Below are 22,049 nucleotides of genomic sequence, written 5' to 3'. Positions count from 1 at the left end.
ACGAGATGAGTGCCCACCCCCGCCGGAAGGACACCACGGACCCGGACGTTGTCAGCCTCGGCCGGCACTCGACGCTCGAGGAGCGCGTGTCGCTCCACGAGGTGTACGACGCGAGCTACCGCAAGCTCCTGGTGCAGCTGTACTGCCTCACGGGCGACCTCGAGGTGGCCGAGGATGTCGTGCACGAGGCGTTCGTCCGCGCTGCGAGCTCCGGGAGGCGCTTCCTGCACGAGGCCGATCACGAGTCATGGCTGCGGACGACGGCCATCCACGTGCACCGCAGCCGATGGCGCACGCTACGCGTCGGCCGCCGTGCCCGCGAGCCGCGCACGATCCACGACATGGAGCTCGGCTCGGAGCACCTCGTGGTCGTGACCGCCCTCAGGTCGCTCCCGGGGCAGCAGCGCGAGGTGGTCGCCCTGCACTTCCTGGCCGACCTGTCCGTACGGGCCACGGCCGGAGAGCTCGACCTCCGTGCCCGCGACGTCGGGCCACTGCTGGATCGCGGACGCGAGGCCCTCACCGTCCTGATGACCCCGCCGGACGGGACGCCGGTCCCGCCTGACCTCCTGTTGCGAGCGTTCCGCGAGGAGGCGGAGTGCGTGACCCCGGTGCCCGCCTTCGAGCCGGTCGCTGCGGCGGGGAGGAAGCTGCACCGACGGCACCACTCCGTCGCGGGCGCGGCGTGCGCGTGCCTCCTCGGACCCGTCGGGTTCCTCGCACTGGGCGGCGAGGATCCACCCGCCGATGTGTCCCGGAGGGACGACTCGAGGTGGTCGGAGGGCGTGATGGCCTACCCCCGACCCCTCACTGGCGCCCTTCCCCGCGGCAATCGGGAGCTGCACCCGGCCGTCGGCGACGACCGGCCGGTCGTGAGCTTCGCCCTCCCCGGGGAATGGAACAGCTGGGAGGTGGCCAACCGCGTGGAGGAGATGGCCCCGGGCGTCTCGGACAACGAGGAGCTGTTCGTGCGGGCGCCCTGGCACGTCGGCCTGCTGGTCCTCGAGGTCGAGCACATGGCCCGGCGCGGTTGCACCGTCGTCGACGTCAGCAACCACGACCCGGCCGGACTCGTCGACTCGCTCACCCGGCTCCCGCTCAGGGTGACCTCGGGACCGGACACGGCCAGCGGCTTCGGGGTGCCGGCGACCCACCTGAGGCTGCGCGACGGCCCGGCTCCCACCTGCCTGGACGACTACCTCTTCACCACCAGCAGGTACAGCACCATTGACGCCACGGGCCCCGACACGACGTACGACGCGTGGGTGCTGGACGTCGGCGGGCGCCCGCTCCTCGTGTGGGGCGTCTGGACGGACACCGCGCCCCGGGCCGAGGTCGACGAGCTGCTGGAGATCATCGACACGCTCGAGGTGCATGAGGACTGACCGGGCGGCGCCGCCCACGGGGGCCGACCTTCCCCTTCCGTCCCTCGTCGGGGCGGGAGGGGAAGGCGGTGTCAGGCGGGGAAGGACTCGCCCTTCGCGTGCAGGTCACGGAGGTACGCCGTGGGCCGGAACCGGTCGCCGTACGTGTCCGCGAGCTCGTCGGCCCGGGCGAGGAACGCGCCGAGCCCGATCTCGCCGACGGGACGACCCCGCTCGTCGAGCGCCTGGTAGCCGGTCATGAACTGCGCAGCGCCACCCGTGCTGGCCGGGAAGCCGATGCCCATGATCGAGCCGATGTTGGCCGCGGCGGCGGAGGTGATGACCCCCTCCTCGAAGCACTTCGCGGTCTCGATCGCCTCGATGAAGAGCATCCGGTCCTTCACGTCACCGAAGGGCACCTGCTCGTCCGAGACCGGGAAGGTCTCGGCGAGGCCGGGCCAGATGCGGGTGCGCCGACCGTCGTCGCCGTACTCGTAGAAGCCGGCGCCCTTGAGCCGCGAGGAGCGGCCGAGGTCGACCATCGTCTGCACCACGGACCCGGACGGGTCGTCGGGCAGCTCGACGCCGTCGCGCGCGGCGGCCTCGGCGGTGGCCTTGCGGATCTTGAGCATCAGCTCCATGTTGAGCTCGTCGCTGATCTGCAGCGGGCCGACCGGGAAGCCGGCCTGGGTCGCGGCCCGCTCGAGCGAGACCGGGTGCACGCCCTCGGCGAGCATCCGCAGCCCCTCGTTGATCTGGGTGCCGATGACCCGCGAGGTGTAGAAGCCGCGCGAGTCGTTGACCACGATCGGGGTCTTGCGGATCTGCTGGACGACGTCGTACGCCTTGGCCAGCGCGACGTCCGAGGTCTCCTTGCCGCGGATGATCTCCACCAGTGGCATCTTGTCGACGGGGCTGAAGAAGTGCAGCCCGATGAAGTCAGCAGGCCGGTCGATGCCCTCGGCGAGCTCGGTGATCGGCAGCGTCGAGGTGTTGGAGCAGAGCAGCGCGTCGTCGTTCACGTACGGCGCGACCTCGGCGAAGACCTTGGCCTTGAGCGCCGGGTCCTCGAAGACCGCCTCGATGACGAGGTCGCAGCCGGCGAGGTCGGCCGGGTCGGCGGTCGCGGTGATCCGGCCCAGGAGCTCGTCGGCCCTGTCCTGGGTGATCTTGCCGCGCTCGACGCCCTTGGCGTTGAGGGTGGCGGTGTAGGCCCTGCCCTTCTCGGCGTTGTCGGCCGAGACGTCCTTGAGCACGACCTCCATGCCGGCGCGGGCGCACGAGTAGGCGATGCCCGCGCCCATCATCCCGGCGCCGAGGACCCCGACCTTGCTGGCCTTCCAGCGCTCGATGCCCTCGGGACGCAGCGACCCGGAGTTGATCGCCTGGAGGTCGAAGAAGAACGCCTGGATCATGTTCTTGGAACCCTGGTTGACGATCAGGCTCGTGAGGTAGCGCGACTCGATCCGCGACGCGGTGTCGAAGTCGACCTGCGCCCCCTCGACCGCCGCGCTGAGGATCGCGCGCGGGGCGGGGTAGACAGCACCCTTGGTCTGCTTGCGCAGCAGTGCCGGGAAGGCCGGCAGGAACGCCGCCAGGGCGGGGGTCTTCGGGGTCCCGCCGGGCATCCGGTAGCCCGCGCGGTCCCACGGCTTGGTGGCCGCCTCCTCGTCGTCGCGGTGCTGCAGGATCCACGCCTTGGCGGCGGGCACGAGCTCCTCACGGGTCGGCAGCAGCTCGTCGACGAGGCCCTTGGCCAGCGCGCCCTGCGGGTCGAACTGGGTGCCGGGCATGAGCACGTCCATGAGGGCGGACTGCAGGCCGAGCATGCGTACGACGCGCGTCACGCCGCCGCCGCCGGGGAGCAGGCCGAGGGTGGACTCGGGCAGGCCGATCTTGACCGAGCGGTCGTCGACCGCGATCCGGTGGTTGGCCGCCAGTGCGATCTCCAGGCCGCCGCCGAGGGCGGCGCCGTTGATGGCGGCGACGACGGGACGGGGGAAGCGCTCGAGGCGGCGGAGGCCGGCCTTGATCGCCTCGCCGGAGGTGAAGATCCGCTGCGCGTCGTCGGCGGTCGCCTGCGACATCAGCGTGAGGTTGCCGCCGGCGAAGAAGGTCTTCTTGGCACTGGCGACGACGACGCCGACGACGTCGTCCTGCTCGTCATACAGGCGGTCGACGGCCGCGTCCATGGACCGCTGGTAGAGCTCGGTCATGGTGTTGGCCTTCGACGTGGGGTCGTCGAGGGTGAGGGTGACGATGCCGTCGGCGTCGCGCTCGTAGCGCACGGCCGTCTCGGTGGTGGTGTCAGTCATGGTGTGGGAAGTCCTTCGTGGTCAGACGAGCTCGACGATGGTGGCGATGCCCATGCCTCCGCCGACGCAGAGCGTGGCGAGGCCGCGCTTCTGGTCGCGGCGGGCGAGCTCGTCGACGAGCGTGCCCAGGATCATCGCGCCGGTGGCGCCGAGCGGGTGGCCCATGGCGATGGCGCCGCCGTTGACGTTGGTGATGTCGTGGCTGATGCCGAGGTCGCGCATGAAACGCATCGCGACCGCGGCGAAGGCCTCGTTGATCTCGAAGAGGTCGATGTCCTCGACCTCGAGACCGGCCTTGGCCAGCGCCTTGCGGGCCGCGGGTGCGGGCCCGGTGAGCATGATCGTCGGGTCGGCGCCGGAGACCGCGGTGGCGATGATCCGGGCGCGCGGGGTGAGGCCGAGGTCGGTGCCGACCTGCTCGCTGCCGATCGCCATGATCGCGGCGCCGTCGACGATGCCGGAGCTGTTGCCGGCGTGGTGGACGTGGTCGATCCGCTCGACCCAGTGGTACTTCTCCAGCGCCACGTCGTCGAAGCCCGCGTCGCGGCCGATCCCGGCGAAGGACGGCTTGAGGCCGGCGAGGCTCTCGGGGCTGGTGTCGGGGCGGATCAGCTCGTCGCGGTCGAGCACGGTGAGGCCGTTGAGGTCGGTCACGGGGATGACCGCGTCGGCGAAGTAGCCGTTGGCCCACGCCTTGGCGGCGCGGTGGTGCGACTCGGCGGCGAACGCGTCGACGTCGTCGCGGTTCCAGCCCTCGATGGTGGCGATCAGGTCGGCACCGATGCCCTGCGGGACGAAGCCGGTGGTGAGCGCGGTGGCCGGGTCCATCGCCCAGGCGCCCCCATCGGAGCCCATCGCGACGCGGCTCATCGACTCGACGCCGCCGGCGAGGATCAGGTCCTCGAAGCCGCCACGGACGCGCGAGGCGGCCTGGTTGACCGCCTCGAGCCCGGAGGCGCAGAAGCGGTTGAGCTGCACGCCGGCCACGGTCTCGGGGTAGCCCGCAGCGAGGGCCGCGGTCTTGGCGATGTCGCCGCCCTGGTCGCCGATCGGCGACACGACGCCGAGCACGACGTCGTCCACGCGGGCCGGGTCGAGGCCGGGGTTGCGGGTGCGCACCTCGTCGAGCAGGCCGACAACGAGGTCGACCGGCTTGACCTCGTGCAGCGAGCCCGCCGCCTTGCCCTTGCCGCGCGGGGTGCGGATGTGGTCGTAGATGAATGCCTCTGCCATGACCGTCCTTCGGTGTCGAGAGGGCGTGGGAGCCCGTGGCTCGATTGTGACACCATTACTGTCATCGTGGTCAAGGTGTGTGGCCCGCTTCACGCAGGAGGAGGACGAGGATGACCGATGCAGTGCCCGACGACGTGTCCGGCGAGTCGTACGACGACCCGGCCGACGGCACCCTCCTCACCCTCGACGAGCTGACCGACCGGGTCGGGACCAGCGTGCGCAACGTCCGCTTCTACACGTCCCGTGGACTGGTCCCGCCGCCCATCCGCCGGGGCCGGTCGGGCTACTACTCCGCCGACCACGTCGCCCGGCTCGAGCTGGTCCGTGAGCTCCAGGGCCACGGCTTCACTCTCGCCGCGATCGAGAAGTACGTCGAGCGCATCCCCGCCGACGCCACCCCCTCCGACATCGCGCTCCACCTCTCCCTGCTCGCCCCCGTCACCGGGGAGCGCCACGTCGACGTCGCCGAGGGACTGGCCAGCCTGGGCGTTTCGCCCGAGGCGGCCGCGGCCGTCGCCGAGGTCTACGCCGACCACGGCCGCCAGGTGGCCGCCGAGCTCTCCGAGATCGTCCGGACCCTCGTCTGGCCGCCGTTCCGCGAGGCCGGCGGGACCGCCGAGCAGCTGCGCGAGATGGTCCACCGCCTCAAGCCGCTCACCGTGGCCGGGCTGGTCGCGGCCTACGAGCAGGCCATGGACGACAGCGCCGCGGCGTACGACGGCAGGCGTCCGCACTGACCCGACCGCCCGACGGGGTGACGACGAAGCGACAGGGCGAGGGGTCGGCTGAGAGACTGGTTCCATGCTCAACCACCTGACGAACCCCGGTCCGCGGGCCCGATGACCGGGGCGGCGGTCTACCTCCTCCTCGGCCTGTCCCTGCTCCTCGCGATCGTCCTGCCGCAGGTGACGCAGCGGATCGCGCTGTCGCCGCCGATGGTGCTCGTCGCCGTCGGCATGCTGATCGGCCTGCTGCCGCTGCCGGACGGCGTCAGCCTCGACCCCGAGGCCAACCGCACGGTGGTCACCCACGTCACCGAGTTCACCGTGCTTGTCTCCCTGATGGGCGTCGGCCTGGCGATCGAGCGCACCCTGGACCTGCGGTCGTGGCGGTCGTGGCGCACCTGGTCGCCGGTCTGGCGGCTGCTCGTCGTGACCATGCCGCTCACCATCCTCGGCGTCGCGGTGCTCGGCTGGTGGGTCGCCGGGCTCGCGCCCGCGGTCGCGCTGCTGCTCGGCGCCGTCCTCGCCCCGACCGACCCGGTGCTCGCCTCCGACGTCCAGGTGGGCGAGCCGCTCACCGAGGACATCGACGAGCGCGAGGACCGCGAGGCGCCCACCGAGGACGACGACATCCGCTTCTCCCTCACCGCCGAGGCGGGGCTCAACGACGGCCTGGCGTTCCCCTTCGTGCACCTCGCCCTGCTCCTGCTGGCCGGCGGCTTCACCGTCCTGGACGTGGGCACGTGGATCGGCTGGTACGTCGTGGGCAAGATCGTGCTCGGCGTCGCCGTGGGCATCGCGACGGGCTGGATGCTCGGCCGCCAGGCCTTCCACTCGCGCAGCGACAAGCTGCGCCTGGCCGACCACGGCGAGCCGCTCCTCGCCCTCGCGGCACTGCTCGCGGCGTACGGCGCCGCGGAGCTGGTCGGCGGCTACGGCTTCCTGGCGGTCTTTGCCTGCGCGATGCGGCTGCGGGCGTCCGAGCGAGGGCACTCCTACCAGCGCGCGATGCACGGCGTCGTCGAGCGCCTCGAGCGGCTGATGACCCTCATGGTCCTGCTGGTGCTGGGCATGGCGATGACCCGCGGGCTCTTCGACCACCTCGACTGGCGCGGGGTCCTCGTCGCGCTCGCGCTCGTGCTGGTGGTGCGACCGCTCGCGGGGTACACCGCACTGTCGGTGCTGGCCCGCGACGAGGACCGCGACGGTGGTCTCGACCGCGGCGAGCGGGTGGCCGTGGCCTTCTTCGGCGTCCGCGGCGTCGGCTCGCTGTTCTACCTCGCCTACGCGACCAGCCACGAGCACGTGCCGGACGAGCCGTGGCTGTGGTCGACGGTGGCCTTCACGGTCATCGCGTCGGTGCTGCTCCACGGGGTCACCGCGACCCCGGCGATGGCACGGCTCGACGAGCGGCGCGGCACCCGCGTCAGCTGACCAGCCCGGTGATCCAGTCGCCGAGCACGGCGACCGTGCCGGCGCTCAGCGCGTGGCCGCCGGGGTCGCGACGCGATGTCACCACCGCGCCCGACCCGTCGTGCAGCCACGACCAGGTGCGGGTCTGCAGCTCGGCCGGGATGACGGTGTCGACCTCGCCGTGCACCACCAGGACCGGGCGCCCGGAGAGCCGCCCCTCCCCCACGTCGACGCCCGCATCCTCGAAGGGCAGCGTGCCGTGCAGGACCGCAGTACCCGCATAGCGCTCGGGGTCACCGAGCACCAGCCCGCCGGCGAACGCCGCACCCCCGCTGAAGCCGACCAGCACGACGGGTCGACCGCCCGGGGCCACCTCGTCGAGCCAGGCGCGGAACCACGCGGTGGTCGCGGTCAGGCTGTCGGCGAGCGGTCGGCCTATGCCGCGGTTGGCGAACCACGCGTAGCCGCCGCCCTCGGCGATCGGCGCGCGCACCGCGGCGTACGACGGTCCGGCGGGCAGGTGCGAGGCGAGCCCGAGGATGTCCTGCTCGTGCGATCCGCGACCGTGCAGCAGCACGACGAGCGGCCGCCCCGGGTCGTCGGCGCCGGCGGCCCAGGCGACGACCGGGTCGGCGAACGCGGCGCTCACGGGGCGTCCTCGACGACGACCCGACCGGCCGTGCGGACGCCGGACCAGCTGTCGACCTCGGCGACCAGGTCGAGGCGCTCGACCGGTGCCTCGTGCTCGTAGCGGCCCCACTCGGCGCGGGGCAGCATCCACATCACCTCGAACTCGTTGCCGTCCGGGTCCTTGCCGTAGACGCTCTTGGTGGCACCGTGGCTGGACTCCCCGGTGTAGGCGTCGGCGTTGGCCAGCGTGGTCCGGGCCTGCTCGAGCTCCTCGATCGTGTCGACCTGCCAGGCGAGGTGGTAGAGCCCGATGCCGGGCCGCTTGACCTGGTCGGCACCGATGCCGAAGAGGCCGAGGTCGTGGTGGTTGGCGCCGTGCGTCAGACGCAGGAAGGCCGCGCCGGCGCGGGGCTCTCGCGCGGCGACCTCCATCCCGAAGACGGACGTGTAGAAGTCGATCGACCGCTCGAGGTCGGCGACGAAGAGGACGGCGTGGTTGAGCCGGACTGCGGGGATGGGTGTGTGGGTCGTCATGGGGTGCTCCCTCTCGTTCGGTCACACTATAGTTGAAGGTTGAACCAATGTCGCGATCCGTCCATTCCCCACCCACGTGCGAGGCTGTGTCCATGTCCACCGTCCTGGTCACCGGGGCCACCGGCTTCATCGGTCGCCGCCTCGTCCCCGCCCTCGTCGACGACGGGCACACCGTCCGCGCGATGACGCGCCGCCCCGAGCAGTACGACGGCCCGGGCGAGCCGGTCGGAGCCGACGTCATGGACCCCGAGTCGCTCGTCGCGGCGCTCGACGGCGTCGACGTCGCGGTCTACCTGGTGCACTCCCTCGACGACCCCGACTTCGAGCGCAAGGACGCGGACGCGGCCCGCAACTTCAGCAAGGCGGCCGCCACCGCCGGCGTGCGCCAGATCATCTACATGGGCGGCCTCGGTGCCGACGACGGCGACCTGTCCGCGCACCTGCGCTCCCGCCGCGAGGTCGAGGGCCTCCTCGGCCAGGACGGCGTACCCGTCACGGTCCTGCGGGCCGCCATCGTCGTGGGGCACGGCGGGATCTCGTGGGAGATCACCCGCCAGCTGGTCAAGAACCTCCCGGCGATGATCGTCCCCAAGTGGGTCGGCACCCGCACCCAGCCGATCGCGCTCGACGACGTGACCCGCTACCTCGCCGGCGTCGTCGACAAGGAGGAGGCGCTCGACCGCGTCTTCGAGATCGGCGGCACCGAGCAGCTGACCTACCTCGAGATGATGACGGTCGCCGCGGAGCTCATCAACGGCCGCAAGATCCCCGTCGTCCCCGTCCCCGTGCTGACGCCGCGACTCTCGTCCTACTGGCTCGCGCTCGTCACCGACGTGGACGCCACGACCGGCCGCAACCTCATCGACTCGATGTCGACCGAGGTCGTGGTGACCGACACGTCGATCCGCGACGTGGTGCCGGGCGAGCCGCTGAGCTATGCGGAGTCCGTACGCCGCGCGCTCGCGGAGCGCGCAGCGGCCGCCGGGTCCGCGTAGGACGACCGCGTCGGGCGTCAGGCCCGCGTCAGCGGAAGAACAGCGGGAGCACCAGGAGCATCGACAGCGACCACGTGCAGTGCGTGATGATCGGCGCCAGCACCCCACCGCTCGCGCGGCGCTGGAGGCCGCAGACGAGCCCGATGAGGATCGCGGCGAAGGCCAGCATCACGTTGCCGGTGGCCAGCGTCGCGACGAAGTAGGCGAGCGTCGTCCAGGCGACCGGGTTGCGCGGGATCGCGGCGTAGGCGGCGCCCCGGAAGAAGAGCTCCTCGGCGATGCCGTTGATGAGCGTGATGACCACGAGGACCGGCACCGAGCCCTCGTCGGCGTAGGCCAGCACCGAGCTGACGTAGTCGGCCAGGGGCTCGATCTGCCTCACCACGAGCGAGCCGGCGACGAAGAGCGCCACCAGGGCCAGCCCGAGGGTGAGCGGCGCGACCACCGGTCGCAGGTGCGCCTCGCCCCGGGTGATGCGGCCGAGGTGCAGGCGGCCCGACGCGAAGGCGCCGACCACCCAGACCCCGGCCAGCACCATGGTCGAGACGTAGAACGTGGGACTGCCCGGCTCGATCCTCAGCGAGTAGCCGAGGACGCCGGCGCCGATGAGGACGACGGCGACCGTGACGACCTGGCGTCGACGCAGTGCGGCCGGGGTGTCGCGCTGGTCGCGCGGCACCACGTCCCACAGGGAGCGTCGCAACCAGTCGTACACGGTCCCGAGCCTAGAGAGCGGTCGAAAGCCCTCGGTCAGCGCCCGGCGCTGAAGGACGACGAGCTGTGCACGCGAGTGCTGCCGCCGCCCGAGGAGCCGGAGCCGCCGGAGCCGCCGCGGCGCTGGCCGCGGGGGCCACCGCCCTGGCCGCCACCCTGACCGCCGCCGCCGGAGCGACGACGCTGGCCACCGTTGCCGCCGCCGTTGCCACCCTGGCCGCCCGAGGAACGACCCTCGGAGGAGCCACCGGTCGGGTTGCCCCGACGCGACTGGCCGTTGGTCTGGCCGGTACTCCGGGCCCGCTTGCGCTGGGCGTTGGCGCCGTTGGACCGGCCGCCACCGCCACCCGAGGTGGGCACCTCGACGACGAGGCCGCCGGGCGTGCTGCGCTCACCGGGGGCGAGCTGGACCAGCATCGGGTGGTCGGAGCCGTGGACCTTGGTGGTCGTGGGCTTGATGCCCGCGAGACGGGTCAGGTCGCGCACGTCGCGGACCTGGTCGTCGGTCATCAGCGTGATGACGGTGCCCTCGGCGCCGGCGCGCGCCGTACGGCCCGAGCGGTGCAGGTAGGCCTTGTGCTCGGTCGGCGGGTCGGCGTGGATCACGAGGGCCACGTCGTCGACGTGGATGCCGCGCGCGGCGATGTCGGTCGCGACCAGGGTCGTGGCCTTGCCGGAGTGGAACATCTCCATGTTGCGCGTGCGCGCGTTCTGGCTGAGGTTGCCGTGCAGGTCGACCGACGGGATGCCCGACTTGTTGAGCTGGCGGGCCAGCGCCTTGGCGCCGTGCTTGGTGCGGGTGAAGACCACCGTGCGGCCGGGGGCGCTGGTCAGGTCGACGAGCACCGGCACGCGCTGGTCGCGGGAGACGTGCAGCACGTGGTGCGACATCGTCGAGACCGGCGACTGGGCCGAGTCGGCCTCGTGGGTGACCGGGTTGGTCAGGAAGCGCTTGACCAGCACGTCGATCGCCTTGTCGAGCGTCGCGGAGAACAGCAGGCGCTGTCCGGTGCGTGGCGTCTTGTCCATGATCCGGCGCACGCCGGGCAGGAAGCCGAGGTCGGCCATGTGGTCGGCCTCGTCGAGGATGGTGGTCTCGATCGCGGACAGGTCGGCGTATCCCTGGCCCATGAGGTCCTCGAGGCGGCCGGGGCAGGCGATGACGATGTCGACGCCCTTCTTGAGCGCGGTGGTCTGCGGGCCTTGGCCCACGCCGCCGTAGATGACGACGGTCGACAGGCCGGCGGCGTCGGCCATCGGCTTGAGCGCGGCGTGGATCTGGCCGACCAGCTCGCGGGTGGGGGCCAGGATCAGCGCGCGCGGCTTGCGCGGCATGGCCGGCATCTTGGAGGCGTCGAGGCGCGCGATGAGCGGCAGCACGAACGCGTACGTCTTGCCGGAGCCGGTGCGGCCACGGCCCAGGACGTCGCGACCGGCGAGGCTGTCGGGCAGCGTCGCGGCCTGGATGGGAGTGGGGGTGGTGATGCCCTGCTTCTCGAGGATCTTGATCAACGAGGCGGGCACGCCGAGGTCGGCGAAGTTCATGGGGAAAGTCTTTCGGTTGGCGTCTCGCCAATCGTGGGCCGGCCCAGAATCGGGCGGCATACGTCCTCAGAGTGAGGGGCGGATCGACCGACTGCGTGAGTCACGATCCGTGCGCCCGTTGCAAGACTTGACGGGCTGCGTGGGCACAACGGTATCGGTGTGGCCGATGTTCCTGTGAATCGTGGGACCAGAGGGGTGTCGCGGGTCACGCGGGGGTGTCGGAGTCCCCGCTCCGGCGGGGACTTTGGCGCTTGCTGGCCGACACATCGGCCGGGAAGCGGACGAGTCGGCCAGCACGTCCGGCCCGAGGCGGCAGCGGGCGGTACGACGGCGCGGTGGCTGGCGGCGTACGACAGGGGGTCGCCGTGACTGGCGGCGTACGACGGGTGGATCGGCTACGCGCATGTCGGCCCCCGCCAGTCAGCTGATGCCTCTCGGCCACCCATGTCGGACCCCGCCAGTTGCAGCGGCCCGGAGGAGGGCGGGCGCGGGAGGACGTCGTACGACACTCGCCTCGGGCGGGCGGAGCTCCGGGGGTCCGCCTCGTGGTGGGCGCAACTGGCGGCGTACGACGGGTGGCCGCCGTGACTGGCGAGGTACGACGGGTGGCCGCCGCGACTGGCGGCCTACGACAGGTGGATCGGTCAGGTGCATGTCGGCCTCCGCCAGTCAGCTGAGGCCCCTCCGCCGCACCTGTCGTCCCCCGCCAGTGGTCGACGCCCCGAGCACCGCACCTGTCGGCGCCCGCCAGTTGAAGGGGCCGGGAGTCGGCCTCGCGGAGAAGGTGCCCCGAAGAAGATCGCGCCCAGGAGGACGTCGTACGACGCCAGCGTCAGGCGGAGTCCCGGCGCACGAGCAGCGGCGGGATGATCACCCGCATCGCGTGGCCCCCGGTCCGGCCGTCGACCTGCTCGAGCAGCAGCCGGGTGGCCCGCTCGGCCATCTCCTCCACCGGCTGGCGCACGGTGGTCAGCGGCGGAGTGGTCCGCTCGGCGACGCCGAGGTCGTCGTACCCGACCACGGCGACGTCGTCGGGGACCCGGCGACCGAGCGCGGAGAGGACCTTGAGCGCACCGGAGGCCATCAGGTCGGAGGCGACGACGATGCCGTCGAGGTCGGGGTGCCGGGCGAAGAGCTCCTCGGCCGCGCGCTGCCCGCCGGCCTCGGTGAAGTCGCCGTGCACGACGGCGTCGTCGGCCAGGCCCGCGGCAGACATCGCCTGCCGCCAGCCGTCGAGGCGGTCCTCGGCGGCGGTCATGTCGGAGGGCCCGGCGATGGTGCCGATCCTGCGGCAGCCGCGCTCGACGAGCACCTCGGTGGCCATCCGCTCGCCGGCGGTGTTGTCGACGTCGACGTACGCCACCCGGTCGCCCGCCGACCACGGCCGGCCGCCGAAGACGCACGGCAGGTCGAGGCGGGCCAGCTGGTCGGCCAGCCCGTCGTCGCGGTGGTGGGAGACGACCAGGGCGCCGTCTACGTGGCGGTTGGTGAGGTAGCGCAGGGTGCGGGCGGTCGAGGCGCCCGGCCGGGCGAGGAGCAGCACGAGCTGCATGTCGCTGTCGCTGAGCACCCGCGTGACGCCGCGTAGGGTGCCGGCGAAGAACGGGTCGGAGAAGACCCGGTCGTCGGGCTCGGGCACGACGACGGCGATCGAGTCCGTACGCCGCGTCACCAGGCTGCGCGCGGCCGGGTTGGGGACGTAGCCCAGCGAGCGCACGGCCGCGTCGACCGATGACTGCGCTCGCGGGCTGACCCGCTGGCCGCCGTTGATCGCGCGGGACGCGGTGGCGCGGGAGACGCCGGCGACCCGGGCCACCTCGTCCAGGGTGGGCGAGGTGGACGTCGCGTCGCGCCTCGTCCCGTTCACCCTGCTCACGCTAGTGGTCCCGGTGATCCCACCGCGGGCAGCCCTCCCGACCGTGCCACCTCGGCGTACCAGCGGGCGCTCGCCTTGGGCGTGCGCTGCTGCGTCGCGTAGTCGACGTGGACGAGGCCGAAGCGCTTGGCGTAGCCGAAGGCCCACTCGAAGTTGTCCATGAAGGACCACTGGAAGAAGCCGCGCACGTCGACACCCTCCTCGATCGCGCGGTGCACGGCGTGCAGGTAGGAGTCGAGGAAGCCGATGCGGTCGAGGTCGTGGACCTGGCCGTCGCGACCGGGGACGTCGGGGTAGGCCGCCCCGGTCTCGGTGAGGTAGATCGGCAGACGCGGGTAGTCGTCGTGCAACCGACGCAGCAGGCGGTGCAAACCCTCGGGCTGGACCTCCCAGCCCATGTCGGTCAGCGGCAGCCCGCGGCTCGGGAAGGTGACGTGCTCGGATCCCACGAACGGCGACTTCGCGACCCGGTCGGGCTGGTCGCTGCCGATCCCGACGACCGCCTCGTGCGGGTGCCCCGAGACGGCGTTGCCGTGGTAGTAGTTCACGCCCAGCACGTCGATCGGCGATGAGATCACCGCCAGGTCGCCGTCCTGCACGACGTCGTGCCAGTACCCGCCCTGCCAGTCGAGGTGAGCGGTGTCGGTGAGCAGGTCCTCGGGGTAGGAGCCGCGGAAGATCGGGTCCAGGAAGAGCCGGTTGTGCAGCGCGTCGATCCGGCGGGCGGCGTCCACGTCGGCGGGGTCGGCCGGGTCGAAGGGGTCGGGCACGGTGAGGTTGAGGCTGACCCCCAGCCGGATGTCATCGCCGTCGCGGTCGGCGCGCCGCCGCAGCTCGTCGACGACGAGGCCGTGCCCGAGCAGCAGGTGGTGCGCGGAGACCAAGCCAGCGACGCCCTCCTGCCGCCCGGGGGCATGGTGTCCTGCGGCGTAGCCGAGGAGGGAGGAGCAGAACGGCTCGTTGAGCGTGGTCCAGGTGGGCACCCGGTCGCCGAGGACGTCGTACACGCTCATCGCGTAGTCGCGGAAGCGGAAGGACGTGTCGCGGTTGGTCCAGCCGCCCGCGTCCTCGAGGGCCTGCGGGAGGTCCCAGTGGTAGAGCGTCAGCCAGGGCGCGACGCCCTGCGCGAGCAGCTCGTCGACGAGCCGGTCGTAGAACGCGAGGCCGGCGCGGTTGACCGGCCCCCCGTCCGGACGCACCCGGGGCCAGGCGACGGAGAAGCGGTACGACGCCACCTCGAGCTCTCGCAGCAGCGCGACGTCGTCGGGCATCCGGTGGTAGTGGTCGCAGGCGACGTCGCCGGTGTCGGCGTTCATCACCGCGCCGGGGGTGTGGGAGAACGTGTCCCAGATCGACGGGGTGCGACCGTCCTCGGCCACCGCGCCCTCGATCTGGTACGACGCGGTCGCGACGCCCCAGACGAAGCCGTCGGGGAAGCGGGCGGACAGGTCGGGAGCGGTGACCGTGCTCCCGGCGGGGGTGAGAGTGCGCTGGACGGTCATCCCTTGACTGCTCCTTGCATGATGCCGGCGACGAGCTGCCGGCCGGTGAGGACGAAGAGGACCAGCAGCGGGATCGTGGAGATCGCGGCGCCGGCGAGGACGAGGCTGTAGTCGACGTAGTAGCCGCTCTGCAGCTGCTGGAGGGCGATCTGGACCGTCGGGTTGCTGGCCGGCAGCACGATCAGCGGCCAGAAGAAGTCGGTCCAGGTGGCCATGAAGGTGAAGAGCCAGAGGATGGCCGCGGCCGGACGGGCCGCCGGCAGAGCGACGTTCCAGAAGGTGCGCAACATCGAGCAGCCGTCCACCCGGGCGGCCTCGATGAGCTCGTCGGGCACGGCGTCGATGAGGTACTGCCTCATGAAGAAGACGCCGAAGGCGGTGACCATGCCGGGCACGATCAGCGCCCACATCGAGCCGACCCAGCCGAGCTCGGCCATCACGATGAAGAGCGGGATCACGCCGAGCTGGGTGGGCACCGCGAGGGTGGCGACGACGAAGACGAGCAGCGGTGTGCGTCCCCTGAAGGCGAGCTTGGCGAAGGCGAAGCCGGCCAGCGTGGAGAAGAACACCACCGACGTGGCGACCGTCGTGGAGACGAGCAGGCTGTTGCCCAGCGCCTTCCAGAACGGCACGGCCTCGAAGGCGCGTTGTGCGTTCTCGAAGAAGTGGCCACCGGGCAGCAACGGGGGGACCCGCTCGGTCAGCACGTCGCGGCTGTGCGAGCCCACGAGGAACGACCAGTAGAGAGGGAGGCACGAGCCGAGCACGAAGGCGGTGAGCAGCCCGTAGACCAGGAAGCCGGGACGACGGTTCATCGACGGCCTCCCAGGGCCCCGACCCGGCGGCTGACCACCAGGTTGACGAGTGCGAAGACGATGATGATGAGGAAGAGCAGCCAGGCCACGGCCGAGGCCATGCCCAGGTCACGCACCCGCCAGCCGAGCTCCCAGAGGTACATCGTCAGGGTCTGGTACTGCCGGTCCGAGCCGCCGAGGCCCTGGGTGTCGAAGAGCCGCGGCTCGGCGAAGATCTGCAGCCCGCCGATGGTCGACGTGATGATCACGAAGAGCAGCGTGGGCCGGATCATCGGCAGCGTGATGGAGAGGAACTGCCGCACCCGGCCGGCCCCGTCGAGGCAGGCCGACTCGTAGAGCTCGCGCGGCACCGCCTGCATGGCCGCCAGGAAGATCAGCGCGTTGTAGCCGGTCCAGCGCCAGTTGACCATCGAGGCGATGGCGACGTGGCTGGCCAGGGTATCTACGTGCCACCGGATGGGATCGAGCCCGATGGCCTGCAGCCCCTCGTTGACCAGGCCGTAGCGGTCACCGAAGACGTTGCCGAAGATCAGCGCCACCGCGGCCGGGGCGACCACGAAGGGGATGAGCACGCTCATCCGCCACAGGGTCCGACCGCGCAGCTGGGTGTCCAGCAGCGCCGCGAGGACCAGGGCGATGACCACCTGCGGCACCGAGGACAACACGAAGATGCTGACGGTGTTGCGCAGGGCGTTCCAGAAGTAGCGGTCCTCGATCACCCGGGCGTAGTTGTCGAGCCCGATGAAGTCGCCCTGGCCGCTGAGCAGTCCCCACTCGTGCACGGACACCCAGGCGGTGTAGCCGAGCGGGAACATGCCCACCAGCAGGAAGAGCACGAAGAACGGCGAGATGTAGAGGTACGGCGACAGCCGGGTGTCCCACCGGGAGAGCCGGCGCCGCCACGGGGACGGGCGGCGCCTCCGGAGCGAGGGCCTGGCCCCCGCCGGGGACGTGGTGGCCCCGACAGGGTCACCGCCGTCCCCGACGGGCTTCACGGCAGGAGAGTCCAGCGTCATGGTGGAGGGTCAGCCCAACCGCTCGACGTCGGCCAGGAAGGACTGCCAGGCCTCGTCGGCCGACTCCTTGCCCTCGTCCACGCGCTGGATGGCCTGCTGGAACGCGGTGTTGATGTCGGCGAACTTCGGACCCTTGTGGGGGATGAACTCGATCGCCTCGGCGCGCTCGGCCAGGATCTGCCCGGTCGGTGCGTCGTTGAAGAACGCGTTGGTGCTCTCGAGCAGCACCGGGTCCTCCAGCGCGTCGTTCTGGCTCGGGAAGGTGCCCTTCGCCTCGAACGCCTTGATCTGCTGCTCCGGAGCGGTCAGCCACTCGGCCAGGGCCTGGGCCTCCTCCGGGTGCTCGCCCTGCACCGGGACGGTGAGGTAGGAGCCACCCCAGAGTCCGGCGCCGCCGGGGAAGACGTTGGCGATGTCCCAGCCCTCGACGCCCTCGGCGTTGCCCTCGATCACACCGAGCATCCAGCCGGGGCACGCCATGGTGGCGAAGCCGTCGTTCTGGAACGTCGCGGTCCAGTCCTCGCTCCACTGCACGAGCCTGGTGGACAGCCCCTCGTCGGCCAGCGAGGTCACGGTGTCGAAGACCTCCTTGACCTCGGGGTTGTCGGCGGCGATGACGGTGTTGTCCTGGTCCTCGAAGGAGTACTCCACCTGGTTGATCATCGCCTGCGCGGTGGCGCCCGAGGCGTCGTACCACGCGACGTCCGGGACCTTCTTGACGAAGTCGCGACCGGCCTGGAAGTAGTCGTCCCAGCTCGTGAAGAGCTTGGCCACCTCCTCGCGGTCGGTCGGCATGCCGGCCTTCTCGAAGAGGTCGGCGCGGTAGCAGATGCCCTCCGGGCCGATGTCGGTGCCGTAGCCGATCAGCGCACCGTCCTCGGTGGTGGCGGCCTCGGTCTTCCAGTCGAGCCAGCGGCCCTCGACCTCGGGGTCGGAGAGGTCGACGAACGCGTCGGACTCCTCCATGAGCGCGGCCAGCCAGTCGACCTCGATGGCCTCGATGTCGGAGAGGCCCGAGCCGGCCGCCAGCTTGGTGTAGAGGTTGTCCTGGTGCTCGTTGGCCGTGCCGGCCTTCTTCTGCTCCACCACGACCTCGTCCTGCATCGCGTTGTACTCCTCGATGAGCTCCTCGTAACCGAACTCGTTGAAGGTCGCGACGGTCAGCTTGATCTTGCCGTCCTCGGTCGCGCCCTCGGAGTCGCCGCCGCACGCGGCAGCCGTCATCGTGAGAGTGAGCGCCATCAGGGCGCCCGTGACGAGCCGTGCTCGTCGAGTGTTGGGTGTGTGCACCACTGCTCTCCTGCCGTCCTGCGGGGAACGCCGGACGGTTGTCCGGCTGGGTCATTGGACCGGGTGTAAGTGTGAGAGCGCTTCCACACCGGCCTGCGGTTCACCATGACATCGGTCACACCGTCTGTCAACGGACCGCTAGATCACGGTTCGGCAAAGTGTGAGAGCGCTTCCACTAGACGCGTACGCCCGGGCGTCGTACGGTGATGGCCAACCCCGGCCGCCCGTGCGTCGGGAGGTTGGACGGAGGGACCCCCATGGCATCGGTGCGATTCGTTGGAGCCAGTCGGCGCTACCCCGGCGCGGAGCGCCCGGCGGTCGACGCGCTCGACCTCGAGATCGAGGACGGCGAGTTCATGGTGCTGGTCGGGCCCTCGGGCTGCGGCAAGTCCACCTCGCTGCGGATGCTGGCCGGCCTGGAGGAGTGCACGGCAGGCTCGATCATGATCGGCGACCGCGACGTCACCGACGACGTGCCCAAGGACCGCGACATCGCGATGGTCTTCCAGAACTACGCGCTCTACCCGCACATGTCGGTCGCCGACAACATGGGCTTCGCCCTCAAGGTCGCCCGCGTCGGCAAGGAGGAGCGCGACCAGCGGGTGCAGGAGGCGGCCCGCCTGCTCGGCCTCGAGGACTACCTCGACCGAAAGCCCAAGGCGCTCTCCGGCGGCCAGCGCCAGCGGGTCGCGATGGGCCGGGCGATCGTGCGCCAGCCCGAGGTATTCCTGATGGACGAGCCGCTGTCCAACCTCGACGCCAAGCTCCGCGTCTCCACCCGCACCCAGATCGCCGCCCTCCAGCAGCGGCTCGGCGTCACCACCGTCTACGTCACCCACGACCAGGTCGAGGCGATGACGATGGGCGACCGGGTCGCGGTGATGAAGGACGGCCTGCTCCAGCAGGTCGACACCCCCCTGGCGCTCTACGACCGGCCGGCCAACCTCTTCGTCGCCGGCTTCATCGGCTCCCCCGCGATGAACCTCCTCCCCGCCAAGGTCTCCGACGGTGACGCGTGGGTGGGCGACCTCCGGGTGCCGCTCGAGCGCGACGTCGCGGCCCGGGCCACCGGTGACGTGACGCTCGGGGTGCGCCCGCACGCCTGGCACCTGGGGTCCCCCTCGTCCGATCAGGGCTTCGCCGTCACGGTGACGGTGGTCGAGGAGCTCGGCGCCGACGCCTTCCTCTACGCCGTCCCCGACGACCCGTCGCTCGCCGGCGACATCAGCCAGGCCGTCGTACGCCTCGAGGGTCGGCCCCAGCTCGCCAAGGGTGAGCAGGTGCGCCTCGTCATCGACCCGGGCGCGGTCCACGTCTTCGACACCGAGTCCGGGACGCGGCTCTCGGCCTGAGCTCGGGTCGGTCTGGTCGTGGGCGCAACTGGCGGCGTACGACATCCCGCTCAGGCGCCACCCGGGTCGCGGCCACAACTGGCGGCGCACGACGCCTCCCCGGGCTCCGGAGCTGTCGTCCCTCGCCAGTTGCCCGGAGGCCCTGTCGACCCCTGTCGTCTCCCGCCGGGTCCGGCCACAACTGGCGGCGTACGACGTCCTTCCCCGGCTCCGGAGCTGTCGTCCCTCGCCAGTTGCCCGGAGGCCCCGTCGACCCCTGTCGTCTCCCGCCAGCTGCCCGGAGGCCCCGTCGACCCCTGTCGTCTGACGCCGGGTCCGGCCACAACTGGCGGCGTACGACGGTGCGGCTCCGACGACGGCGAGCACAGCGAAGGCAGTCCGATCGCCGATCCCCGGCCGGCACGCCCAGCACGGCCCGGCCGGCCACGAACTGCCTCGTTCGTGCCCGCGATCGACCGGGCACTTCAGTGCACCAGACCCCGTGACGTCGTGATCAGCGGAAGGCCAGGGCCCCGTCGTCGATCGCCCCGCGCCGGATGGTGCGCATGTCGTGGAAGTAGTTCTGCTTGAGCTTCCACGGCTCGACGTCGCCCTGCTTGGGCAGGGTGTCGATGACCCGCAGCACGTAGCCCGCCGCGAAGTCCATGAACGGCTGCTCGCCGATCGACGCGTCCGGCACCGGCACGGCGGAGCGGAGCCCGTGGGCGTCCAGGTACGAGAGCAGCCGACAGACGTACTCCCCCACCAGGTCGGCCTTGAGCGTCCAGGAGGCGTTGGTGTAGCCGATCGTGTAGGCGAAGTTGGGGATCCCGCTGAGCATCAGCGCCTTGTAGGCCATCGTCTCGGGCAGCTCGACGCGCCGGCCGTCGACGTCGAAGGTCATCCCGCCGAAGGCCTTGAGCTGCAGCCCGGTCGCGGTCACCACGATGTCGGCCTCGAGCTCACGCCCCGACGCCAGCCGCACACCGGTGGGGGTGAACGTCTCGATCGTGTCGGTCACGACCTCGGCACGACCGTCCTTGATCACCCGGAACAGGTCGCCGTCGGGCACCAGGCAGAGGCGCTGGTCCCACGGGTCGTAGGTCGGCCTGAAGTGGGTGTCGACGTCGTAGCCCTCGGGCAGCCGCTTGGCGTTCTCCTTGCGGATGAAACCGCGCATCGTCCCCGGCCGGCGCCGGCTCAGCTGGAAGAGCCCGGTCGAGACGCCGACGTTTTTCCAGCGGGTCGCTGCGTAGGCGAGCTTCTCGGGCAGCACCTTCTTGAGCCGCTGCGCGACCTTGTCCTCGGCGGGGAGCGAGAGGATGTACGTCGGGGAGCGCTGCAGCATGGTCACGTGGCCGGCCCCCGACTCGGCCAGCGCCGGGACGAGCGTCACGGCCGTGGCACCGGAGCCGATCACGACGACCTTCTTGCCGGTGTGGTCGAGGTCCTCGGGCCAGTGCTGCGGGTGGATGACCTGCCCGCCGAACGAGTCCTCCCCGGGGAAGTCCGGCCGGTAGCCCTGCTCGTAGTCGTAGTAGCCGGTGGTCGCCCACAGGAAGTGGCAGGTCATCTCGCTGGACTCGCCGTCGCTGTGCTCGATGGTCACCGTCCACGTCGCGGTGTCGCTGTCCCACGACGCCGCGCGGGCGTCGTACCCATAGCGGATGTGCTCGTCGATGCCGTACTCCCGCGCGGTCTCGCGCACGTAGGCGAGGATCGACGGCCCGTCGGCGAGGGCCTTGTCGCCGCGCCACGGCTTGAAGCGGTAGCCGAGGGTGAACATGTCGGAGTCGGAGCGGATCCCGGGATAGCGGAAAAGGTCCCACGTGCCGCCGCTGGCCGCGCGCCGCTCGAGGACGGCGTACGACCGGCCGGGGTGCTCGCGGGTGAGCTGGGCCGCTGCCCCGATGCCGGACAGGCCGGCTCCGATGATGAGTACGTCGACGTGGTCGGACATGGCTCTCCTTCTCGCGGATCGTGCCGGGTCGGGGCGGACCGGGCGGGTGCAGGTCTAGGGGCGGGCGTGCAGCTCGACGAAGCGGGCCAGCAGCCGGACGGGCTCGGTGACCATCGCCTCGCGGGCGGCCGCCTTGAGGGACTCCTGCTCGTGCGGCTCGTAGTAGCCGTGTGCGCTGTAGGCGTCGATCCGGTCGCAGATCGCGACGGCATCGAGCTCGGGGTGGAACTGGGTGGCGTAGACGTTGCGGCCGATCCGGAAGGCGTGCACCGGGCAGGTGTCGGTGGAGGCGAGGAGCACCGCGCTCCCGGGCAGCCGGGACACCGCCTCCTTGTGGCCGAGGTAGGCGTCGAACACCTCCGGCAGCGCGCCGAAGAGCGGGTCCTCGGCGCCCTCGGCGCTCAGCCGCACGGGCAGCGCGCCGATGGGCTCGCCGTACGTCCGGTCCACGGTGCCCCCGTCGAGGGTGCCGAGCACGCCGATGCCGTAGCAGGCCCCGAGGAAGGGGAAGTCGAGCTCGACCACGCGGATCGCCAGGTCGTTGAGCTCGGCCTCGACGCGGCGCTGCACGGGCGACTTCGCGTCGTCGGGGTCGGAGACGTTGAAGGGTCCGCCGCCGAGGATGATCCCGGACAGGTCCTCGAGCTCGATCCAGCCCAGGGGCGAGGCCTCGAGCCGGACGCGCACGAGCTCGTCGGGGCGCAGCCCGGTGCCGGCGAGGACGCCGTCGTACTCCTGCTGGGCGACGTCGTCCTCGGCGCGGGTGCCGAGGAAGAGGAAGGGTTTCATCGTGC

General features: G+C 71.5%; 18 protein-coding genes. 5 read left to right on the top strand and 13 right to left on the bottom strand.

Features of this window, described 5'->3' with window-relative positions; genetic code table 11:
• Positions 1-5 precede the first annotated feature (5 nt).
• A complete protein-coding gene (locus ASG88_RS20955; RefSeq protein ID WP_056889400.1) occupies positions 6-1,385 on the top strand; it encodes an RNA polymerase sigma factor in 1,380 nt (459 codons plus the stop codon).
• A gap of 71 nt (positions 1,386-1,456) precedes the next feature.
• On the opposite strand, the gene ASG88_RS20950 is transcribed toward ASG88_RS20955, so the two are convergent.
• Both ASG88_RS20950 and ASG88_RS20945 read right to left on the bottom strand, forming a co-directional pair.
• Positions 1,457-3,679 (bottom strand): 3-hydroxyacyl-CoA dehydrogenase NAD-binding domain-containing protein, encoded by a 2,223-nt coding sequence (locus ASG88_RS20950; RefSeq protein ID WP_056889399.1) that lies wholly within the window; start codon positions 3,677-3,679, stop codon positions 1,457-1,459.
• Between the two features lie 21 nt (positions 3,680-3,700).
• Positions 3,701-4,912, bottom strand: coding sequence for an acetyl-CoA C-acetyltransferase (locus ASG88_RS20945; RefSeq protein ID WP_056889398.1), 1,212 nt, complete (start codon positions 4,910-4,912; stop codon positions 3,701-3,703).
• A gap of 110 nt (positions 4,913-5,022) precedes the next feature.
• Between ASG88_RS20945 and ASG88_RS20940 the strand changes: the two genes are divergently transcribed.
• Entirely contained in the window at positions 5,023-5,649 is a 627-nt protein-coding gene (locus tag ASG88_RS20940; protein WP_056889397.1) for a helix-turn-helix domain-containing protein, read from the top strand.
• Positions 5,650-5,751: 102 nt separating this feature from the next.
• The gene (locus tag ASG88_RS20935; RefSeq protein WP_056889396.1) at positions 5,752-7,068 is read left to right on the top strand and encodes a cation:proton antiporter; all 1,317 of its coding nucleotides are present in this window, start codon (positions 5,752-5,754) and stop codon (positions 7,066-7,068) included.
• Here ASG88_RS20935 and ASG88_RS20930 read toward each other — a convergent pair.
• Both ASG88_RS20930 and ASG88_RS20925 read right to left on the bottom strand, forming a co-directional pair.
• Entirely contained in the window at positions 7,061-7,696 is a 636-nt protein-coding gene (locus ASG88_RS20930) for an alpha/beta hydrolase (protein WP_056889395.1), read from the bottom strand. The two genes, ASG88_RS20935 and ASG88_RS20930, sit on opposite strands and share 8 nt — an antisense overlap.
• The gene (locus ASG88_RS20925; protein ID WP_056889394.1) at positions 7,693-8,211 is read right to left on the bottom strand and encodes a VOC family protein; all 519 of its coding nucleotides are present in this window, start codon (positions 8,209-8,211) and stop codon (positions 7,693-7,695) included. The genes ASG88_RS20930 and ASG88_RS20925 overlap by 4 nt, the downstream gene beginning before the upstream one ends.
• Positions 8,212-8,303: 92 nt before the next feature.
• Between ASG88_RS20925 and ASG88_RS20920 the strand changes: the two genes are divergently transcribed.
• Positions 8,304-9,206, top strand: a complete 903-nt coding sequence (locus ASG88_RS20920; RefSeq protein ID WP_056889393.1) for an NAD(P)H-binding protein — start codon at positions 8,304-8,306, stop codon at positions 9,204-9,206.
• Positions 9,207-9,234: 28 nt separating this feature from the next.
• Here the strand turns inward: ASG88_RS20920 and ASG88_RS20915 are convergent, their stop codons facing one another.
• From ASG88_RS20915 to ASG88_RS20885, 7 genes are all read right to left on the bottom strand, one after another.
• The gene (locus ASG88_RS20915; RefSeq protein ID WP_157559870.1) at positions 9,235-9,921 is read right to left on the bottom strand and encodes a CPBP family intramembrane glutamic endopeptidase; all 687 of its coding nucleotides are present in this window, start codon (positions 9,919-9,921) and stop codon (positions 9,235-9,237) included.
• Between the two features lie 35 nt (positions 9,922-9,956).
• On the bottom strand, positions 9,957-11,465 hold the full coding sequence (locus ASG88_RS20910) for a DEAD/DEAH box helicase (RefSeq protein WP_056889391.1): 1,509 nt from the start codon (positions 11,463-11,465) through the stop codon (positions 9,957-9,959).
• 832 nt (positions 11,466-12,297) lie between these two features.
• The gene (locus ASG88_RS20905) at positions 12,298-13,332 is read right to left on the bottom strand and encodes a LacI family DNA-binding transcriptional regulator (protein ID WP_056889390.1); all 1,035 of its coding nucleotides are present in this window, start codon (positions 13,330-13,332) and stop codon (positions 12,298-12,300) included.
• A gap of 5 nt (positions 13,333-13,337) precedes the next feature.
• Complete coding sequence (locus ASG88_RS20900; RefSeq protein ID WP_082600850.1) at positions 13,338-14,843, bottom strand: GH1 family beta-glucosidase; 1,506 nt, start codon at positions 14,841-14,843, stop codon at positions 13,338-13,340.
• Positions 14,840-15,658, bottom strand: coding sequence for a carbohydrate ABC transporter permease (locus tag ASG88_RS20895; RefSeq protein ID WP_082600849.1), 819 nt, complete (start codon positions 15,656-15,658; stop codon positions 14,840-14,842). Before ASG88_RS20895 ends, ASG88_RS20900 begins: the two co-directional genes overlap by 4 nt.
• On the bottom strand, positions 15,655-16,653 hold the full coding sequence (locus ASG88_RS20890) for a carbohydrate ABC transporter permease (protein WP_235534945.1): 999 nt from the start codon (positions 16,651-16,653) through the stop codon (positions 15,655-15,657). Before ASG88_RS20890 ends, ASG88_RS20895 begins: the two co-directional genes overlap by 4 nt.
• A 30-nt stretch (positions 16,654-16,683) precedes the next feature.
• A complete protein-coding gene (locus ASG88_RS20885; protein WP_056889387.1) occupies positions 16,684-17,916 on the bottom strand; it encodes an extracellular solute-binding protein in 1,233 nt (410 codons plus the stop codon).
• A 305-nt stretch (positions 17,917-18,221) separates the two neighbouring features.
• Here ASG88_RS20885 and ASG88_RS20880 point away from each other — a divergent pair, with 305 nt between their 5' ends.
• Positions 18,222-19,316: an ABC transporter ATP-binding protein gene (locus ASG88_RS20880; RefSeq protein ID WP_056889386.1), complete on the top strand. Its 1,095-nt coding sequence runs from the start codon at positions 18,222-18,224 to the stop codon at positions 19,314-19,316.
• Between the two features lie 493 nt (positions 19,317-19,809).
• On the opposite strand, the gene ASG88_RS20875 is transcribed toward ASG88_RS20880, so the two are convergent.
• Both ASG88_RS20875 and ASG88_RS20870 read right to left on the bottom strand, forming a co-directional pair.
• Positions 19,810-21,255 (bottom strand): flavin-containing monooxygenase, encoded by a 1,446-nt coding sequence (locus ASG88_RS20875; protein WP_056889385.1) that lies wholly within the window; start codon positions 21,253-21,255, stop codon positions 19,810-19,812.
• 54 nt (positions 21,256-21,309) lie between these two features.
• Positions 21,310-22,044, bottom strand: a complete 735-nt coding sequence (locus ASG88_RS20870) for a glutamine amidotransferase (RefSeq protein ID WP_056889384.1) — start codon at positions 22,042-22,044, stop codon at positions 21,310-21,312.
• Positions 22,045-22,049: the final 5 nt, after the last annotated feature.

This window comes from Nocardioides sp. Soil777 (genome assembly GCF_001428425.1).
In the GTDB taxonomy this organism is placed as follows: domain Bacteria; phylum Actinomycetota; class Actinomycetes; order Propionibacteriales; family Nocardioidaceae; genus Nocardioides; species Nocardioides terrigena.
This window is presented reverse-complemented; position numbering and strand designations above follow the sequence as displayed.

What these genes read in the sequence shown, in the direction of transcription:
- ASG88_RS20955 (WP_056889400.1), top strand. Translation starts at nt 6, where the DNA reads ATGAGTGCCCACCCCCGCCGGAAGGACACCACGGACCCGGACGTTGTC.
- ASG88_RS20950 (WP_056889399.1), bottom strand. Translation starts at nt 3,679, where the DNA reads ATGACTGACACCACCACCGAGACGGCCGTGCGCTACGAGCGCGACGCC.
- ASG88_RS20945 (WP_056889398.1), bottom strand. Translation starts at nt 4,912, where the DNA reads ATGGCAGAGGCATTCATCTACGACCACATCCGCACCCCGCGCGGCAAG.
- ASG88_RS20940 (WP_056889397.1), top strand. Translation starts at nt 5,023, where the DNA reads ATGACCGATGCAGTGCCCGACGACGTGTCCGGCGAGTCGTACGACGAC.
- ASG88_RS20935 (WP_056889396.1), top strand. Translation starts at nt 5,752, where the DNA reads ATGACCGGGGCGGCGGTCTACCTCCTCCTCGGCCTGTCCCTGCTCCTC.
- ASG88_RS20925 (WP_056889394.1), bottom strand. Translation starts at nt 8,211, where the DNA reads ATGACGACCCACACACCCATCCCCGCAGTCCGGCTCAACCACGCCGTC.
- ASG88_RS20920 (WP_056889393.1), top strand. Translation starts at nt 8,304, where the DNA reads ATGTCCACCGTCCTGGTCACCGGGGCCACCGGCTTCATCGGTCGCCGC.
- ASG88_RS20910 (WP_056889391.1), bottom strand. Translation starts at nt 11,465, where the DNA reads ATGAACTTCGCCGACCTCGGCGTGCCCGCCTCGTTGATCAAGATCCTC.
- ASG88_RS20900 (WP_082600850.1), bottom strand. Translation starts at nt 14,843, where the DNA reads ATGACCGTCCAGCGCACTCTCACCCCCGCCGGGAGCACGGTCACCGCT.
- ASG88_RS20895 (WP_082600849.1), bottom strand. Translation starts at nt 15,658, where the DNA reads ATGAACCGTCGTCCCGGCTTCCTGGTCTACGGGCTGCTCACCGCCTTC.
- ASG88_RS20885 (WP_056889387.1), bottom strand. Translation starts at nt 17,916, where the DNA reads ATGGCGCTCACTCTCACGATGACGGCTGCCGCGTGCGGCGGCGACTCC.
- ASG88_RS20880 (WP_056889386.1), top strand. Translation starts at nt 18,222, where the DNA reads ATGGCATCGGTGCGATTCGTTGGAGCCAGTCGGCGCTACCCCGGCGCG.
- ASG88_RS20875 (WP_056889385.1), bottom strand. Translation starts at nt 21,255, where the DNA reads ATGTCCGACCACGTCGACGTACTCATCATCGGAGCCGGCCTGTCCGGC.
- ASG88_RS20870 (WP_056889384.1), bottom strand. Translation starts at nt 22,044, where the DNA reads ATGAAACCCTTCCTCTTCCTCGGCACCCGCGCCGAGGACGACGTCGCC.